This window comes from Pseudomonadota bacterium (assembly GCA_039714795.1).
Taxonomy (GTDB): domain Bacteria; phylum Pseudomonadota; class Alphaproteobacteria; order JAGOMX01; family JAGOMX01; genus JBDLIP01.
This window is the reverse complement of sequence record JBDLIP010000148.1, coordinates 1-3,572: the sequence shown is the minus strand read 5'-3', so window position 1 is coordinate 3,572 and position 3,572 is coordinate 1. Positions and strand designations below refer to the sequence as shown.

The window sequence follows — 3,572 nt, the reverse complement described above, 5'->3', positions numbered from 1 at the left end:
CACCTTGCCACAGGCTTGGGCCAGGGAAGCGAGAAAACCTGGCAGCGTCATTGCTCCCCCCATGGCCCGCCAGGCAGCGATGCCCTGGGCTACGATCTCGTCAGGCTGTTCTGGCAAATTGGGATTGGCCTCTTTGCCATGAATACCGCCGGTCAATGTTGCAGTTAAGCCACCAAGTTGTTTCTCAACAAACTCGGTTAATACTTGTTTCTGCTCAGTACTATGATCTACCAACAGCGAGACTTCTTGCGAAATAGTTTTAATCAACTGTTGTTCCCGATTAGCAGAATTATTTTGTGACGCTTCCATCTTGGCTGCGTAATCCATCATTATTGAATTAAAAGAACCTAAGGCATCATTTATTTGTTGCGCTGCATCTTCTAAAGCTTCACCTTGGGATTCACCAAACTTCCCTATCTTATTCAAAAACGTATTAATAAGATTTTCTAAAGCTTTTTGATTACCATCAGTTGTTTCATTAACAAGTTTATTAATGGCAGGGGCCATAATACTCTTTAGGCTTGCTTCGAGCCCAGCTTGAATTCCAGAGGTAGCCTCCAGCAGCGACTCCTGCATTTTTTCCCCTATTTTTTCAGCAAGCCCTTGAAGATTTTCTCGAGATTGTTGTCCATCATTTGCAATACGTTGCAACTGGAATTCTGCAGTAAGACGGGGGAAAAGACGATCAATCTTATTCTGTAAGCGATGAATCCGACTACGAGCAATTCTTTCAAACCCTTTTTCGAGAAAATTAAAAAGAACGCTCAAAGTCACGCCCCAAACAGATGTCATAAAGGCTATCTTGGCACCAGAAATGACATGGGCGACACCTGTTTTCATCTCAGAGACAGCGATATCATTTCCAATATTCAACTCGGACAGTCCCAGTTGAAGCCCGACAAAAGTTCCGATTACCCCAAATGCTGTGAGAAAACCAGGCACTGCCGCAAGCATACGACTTTCTGTTATTCCTGCTGCAAGTGTTGAAGTATTAAAGAAATGATTAGCATCTACCGTGTTGTATAGTTTGATTCCATCATGCCTTTCTACTTCGATTAAGGTCTCATCAAAATCCAACCATAAATGTCCTCGATGATGTTTTATTTGTGTTGCTTTTTCGATGAGTTGTTGCCTGTTCAGCCCAATAGATGAAGAGGTCTCGCCCTTCAATAGTTTAAACACCCATGATATTCGAACTAATGATGTGAACAGTGCATAAAGAGATACTAAAATAAAACCAACAAATATCAGCACCAATATTATTACAAAAATGGTACTTAGTTCATCTGAAGTTTGAGGGATGAAAGTAATGGAGTCAAGTTGTGGTAATAATCCAGTTAAATCTATCTTGTTGCCTACGGTATCACTCATTTCTTATTCCTGAAGATTTGCAATCAAATTTTTAGTGAGTCAAAAAAATCAAGTTTTTTGTCGAACAGCATCTGCACTATTGTAATACTCTACAAAGTCAACATATTTCCACTAACACTTGACTCCGGTTCAGGGTACACGATTAAGATTGGAAAATCTAATCTTAACCAATTTGGTACCGATCGTATTAGTATCTTACTACTGATAGTCAGGATTGGTAAAACCTCTTTTTTCCAAGCTGTTAGATCGATCTTGAAGAACTATATGTTGGGTTACCCCGTGTACATTGATGAGAATGTGCCGAACATTGCGACGTCTGCAGTATCGATATTGTTTGGCAACTTCAAGCGAGGATATGAGATTCTTGACCGGAATATTCGCATTATGCGTGATCCGTACACCAACAAGCCGTATGTCGACTGCTATCCACCAAGCGATTAAGGGCCTGTAAAAAAAGAACATGGCCTTTCCGTATCCGCACTGCATCACATTTCGGGTCGGAATTAGCCACGTTATTCTTTTACAGGCCCTAAGCGGTATGCTGGTTGAGTCTAAAGCAATCGGCTGCTGACGGTCGGCGTTAAGCCAAACGGTACAACGGTCATTGATCAGAGGGCTGCCCTTGTGGGTGGCCTTTTTTTTTGGGGGGGGTAACTTTTGCCTGAAAAAACAAACATGGTACAGAAAGGGCAAGAAAAAAGGCGTTTCAAGCCAATAGCCTGAAACGCCTTGAATATTTATGGGGTGAGCGATGGGACTTGAACCCACGACCTCCGAGGCCACAACCCGGTGCTACCACCAGCTGAGCTACGCTCACCACAAACGTCGCCTTTATACCCACTCACGACCGGTTTGGCAAGGGGAAAGTCTGTTAACTACACTTCACCAAGCTCCTTCTGGCAATGCTTGCATACTTTGGCCCGTACTTTGACCAGTTCAGCACAGTATGGGCACTCCCGCAGAAAATGAGCGGCCAGGATCTTACTGATCGCCATATTGACATCCTGCTCCAGGTGGTTGTCACCGAAATCATGGTTTCTTAAGGGCTCTATACAGGACAGATCATTTAAGGGAACCAGCAGATCTGCCGCCCGTTTGCGGTCACTGAGAGTGGCGGCATTATCTGTAAGCAGGCAGAGTACCGGTTCCAGATCATGCGCGTCAACACAGTCATCAAGTTTGGCAATCGCTTTCTTTTCGGCCTGGTACCTGGCGTTTTGCGCTTTGAGGGCCTCCACGTCGACAATATTGCCGGTAAAGGCACTCGCACCGGCCACCATCATATTATAGCTCTCATTACTGTTGGGTATTTCCATGTGCCGGTAAGAACCCACATGACCGTACTGATTTTCAACAAATTCCCAGCCGTTGGCAAAGAGGGAACATTCGTTATTGAGACAGATAAAGAGAAACTCCGATCCCCAGCCCAGACCATCGCCAACATGCATGGGCGGAGCATGGCACAGAGTAAGTTCCTGTTTGCAATGGGGACAAGCGTGTTTTTCCTCAAGATAGGCAAGTGCTCGTTCTAACATCGTGATTAAACTCCTTATATGTAAAATAAAAAAAGAGAAATTATTGTAAACATTCGGCTTGCTCATTGCCGGGTGTGTTTTTCGCGGCGAGACGCCGCTCCTACTGTGAAGAAACGTTGTAGGAGAGGCGTCTCGCCGCGAATTAAACGGACAACCCGAATATTTATGTTTTTTCTTGTTATTACTCGAATTTAAACTCGTTACACCGCTCTGCGGTGTAACGCCTCATGGATGCTCTGCGTCCTGGTTTGTGGCGCAGAGCGCCGGGAAATACGTTACACCGCAGAGCGGTGTAACGAGTGTAACCACCTAGCTTCTTTCTTGTTATTACTCGTATTTTCTACTTGCACCCGAAAACTCCGGTTCGGCACCGCAATCCTGGCAGGCGCATTTAATGTGACCGCGCCCATTTTGCTCTTGACTTTACACTTCCAGCGTTTAATGTGGGCGGGGTCACAATAAAAAGCGCGAGAAACCCTGGAGGGTATCATGAGGGCATTAAAACAAAGCTGTGAGATTTTTTTTGGTGAGATTGCCAGGTGGTCTTTTCGGCATCGCTGGCCGGCAACGGGGCTTGTTCTGTTGTTTTTTGTACCTCTGCTGATGCAAATACCCAACCTGACAATGGATACAAGCAATGAGACTTTTTTCCGGCCTGATGACAAG

The 3,572-nt window shown here is 44.9% G+C and carries 3 protein-coding genes and 1 tRNA gene; 1 reads left to right on the top strand and 3 read right to left on the bottom strand.

Annotation, left to right across the window (positions count from 1 at the left end):
- A partial coding sequence (gene zorA, locus ABFQ95_08045; protein ID MEN8237469.1) for an anti-phage ZorAB system protein ZorA occupies positions 1-1,371 on the bottom strand: 1,371 nt, incomplete at its 3' end.
- 264 nt (positions 1,372-1,635) lie between these two features.
- Between zorA and ABFQ95_08040 the strand changes: the two genes are divergently transcribed.
- Entirely contained in the window at positions 1,636-1,812 is a 177-nt protein-coding gene (locus ABFQ95_08040; protein MEN8237468.1) for a phage major capsid protein, read from the top strand.
- Between the two features lie 299 nt (positions 1,813-2,111).
- Here the strand turns inward: ABFQ95_08040 and ABFQ95_08035 are convergent.
- Together ABFQ95_08035 and ABFQ95_08030 are read right to left on the bottom strand one after the other, a co-directional pair.
- A tRNA-His gene (locus tag ABFQ95_08035) sits at positions 2,112-2,188 on the bottom strand.
- A gap of 58 nt (positions 2,189-2,246) precedes the next feature.
- The gene (locus ABFQ95_08030) at positions 2,247-2,906 is read right to left on the bottom strand and encodes a zinc ribbon domain-containing protein (protein ID MEN8237467.1); all 660 of its coding nucleotides are present in this window, start codon (positions 2,904-2,906) and stop codon (positions 2,247-2,249) included.
- Positions 2,907-3,572: the final 666 nt, after the last annotated feature.

What these genes read in the sequence shown, in the direction of transcription:
- ABFQ95_08030 (MEN8237467.1), bottom strand. Translation starts at nt 2,906, where the DNA reads ATGTTAGAACGAGCACTTGCCTATCTTGAGGAAAAACACGCTTGTCCC.
- ABFQ95_08040 (MEN8237468.1), top strand. Translation starts at nt 1,636, where the DNA reads ATGTTGGGTTACCCCGTGTACATTGATGAGAATGTGCCGAACATTGCG.